The sequence below is a fragment of the Actinoplanes sp. NPDC051633 genome (genome assembly GCF_040681735.1).
Classification (GTDB): Bacteria; Actinomycetota; Actinomycetes; order Mycobacteriales; family Micromonosporaceae; genus Actinoplanes.
This window is the reverse complement of sequence record NZ_JBFAZH010000931.1, coordinates 1,496-3,128: the sequence shown is the minus strand read 5'-3', so window position 1 is coordinate 3,128 and position 1,633 is coordinate 1,496. Positions and strand designations below refer to the sequence as shown.

The window sequence follows — 1,633 nt, the reverse complement described above, 5'->3', positions numbered from 1 at the left end:
CCGCGGCAAGGGCTTCACCCTGGTCGCCGACGGGGAGAAGAGCTACCCGTTCGACATCGGGGCCGCCGCGTACGAGCAACTGCGCACCGACGCCCTGAAGATGTACTACACGCAGCGCAGCGGCATCGAGATCCGCGACGACCTGCGTCCCGGCTATGCCCGGCCGGCAGGCCACCTGCAGGTCCCGCCCAACCAGGGTGATCTCGACGTGCCGTGCCAGCCCGGCGTGTGCGACTACCGGCTCGACGTCAGCGGCGGATGGTACGACGCCGGCGACCACGGGAAGTACGTGGTGAACGGCGGCATCTCGGTCTGGCAGCTGCTCAGCCAGTTTGAACGGAGCCACGCCCAGCCGGGGAAGCTCGGCGATGGCACGCTCGCCGTCCCGGAGAGCGGCAACGGGGTCCCGGACATCCTCGACGAGGTCCGCTGGGAGCTGGAGTTCCTGCTCAAGATGCAGGTGCCCGCCGGGCAGCCGTACGCCGGGATGGCGCACCACAAGATCCACGACCAGAACTGGACCGGCCTGCCCCTGCTCCCGCACCGCGACCCGCAGAAGCGCGAGCTGCACCCGGTCTCCACCGCCGCGACGCTCAACCTCGCCGCGACCGCGGCCCAGGCCGGCCGCGTCTACCGGAGGTTCGACCGGGCCTTCGCCACCCGGGCCCTCGACGCGGCGCGCATCGCCTTCTCGGCGGCGCAGGCCAACCCCGCGATGTACGCGTCCGACGCGGACGGCGTCGGCGGCGGCTCCTACGCCGACCCGGTCGTCACCGACGAGTTCTACTGGGCAGCCGCCGAGCTGTATCTGACCACCGGCGAGCAGCAGTACGCCGACGTCGTCCTGGCCTCTCCGCTGCACAACGCCGACGTCTTCGGCCCGTACGCCTTCGACTGGGCGGCCACCGCCGCGGCCGGCCGGCTCGACCTGGCCACCGTGCCCAACCGGCTGCCCGGCCTCGCCGGGGTACGCCGGTCCGTCGTGGCCGCCGCGGACCGGTACCTCGCCGTCCAACAGGCCCACCCCTACGACGTGGCCTACGCACCGCCGGGCAACATGTGGGACTGGGGCTCGAACAGCATGGTCCTCAACGACCTCGTCGTGATCGCGTCGGCCCACGACATCACCGGCCGGCCGAAATACCGCGACGCCGTGCTCGCCGGCATCGACTACGTGCTCGGCCGCAACGCGCTCAACCAGTCCTACGTGACCGGGTACGGCGAGGTCAGCTCGCACAACCAGCACAGCCGCTGGTACGCGCACCAGCTCGACGCCGCCCTGCCCAACCCACCGCGCGGCACGCTGGCCGGTGGCCCGAACTCGTCGCTGCAGGACCCGTTCGCGCAGGCCCTGCTGGCCGGATGCGTGGGGCAGTTCTGCTACGTCGACGACATCCAGTCGTGGTCCACCAACGAGCTGACGATCAACTGGAACGCGCCGCTGGCGTGGGTGGCGTCCTACATCGCGGATCAGGATCAGGGCTGATCCGGACGCGGGCCCAGCGGCTCAGTCCGGGCGCGGGCGGGCGGACCGCAGGTACTTCTCGCGGGACGCCGCCGCCTCGCACCGGTAGCCCTCCAAGGCCGCCGCCAACTCGTTGAGCTGCACCGCCAGGGCCTCGAGGCCGTCGCC

Annotated in this window: 1 protein-coding gene; it reads left to right on the top strand. The window is 71.7% G+C overall.

The features are described 5' to 3' along the window. Positions 1-1,486 (top strand): glycoside hydrolase family 9 protein (locus AB0M20_RS34685; RefSeq protein ID WP_364304611.1); only part of this gene is annotated, 1,486 nt, incomplete at its 5' end. Positions 1,487-1,633: the final 147 nt, after the last annotated feature.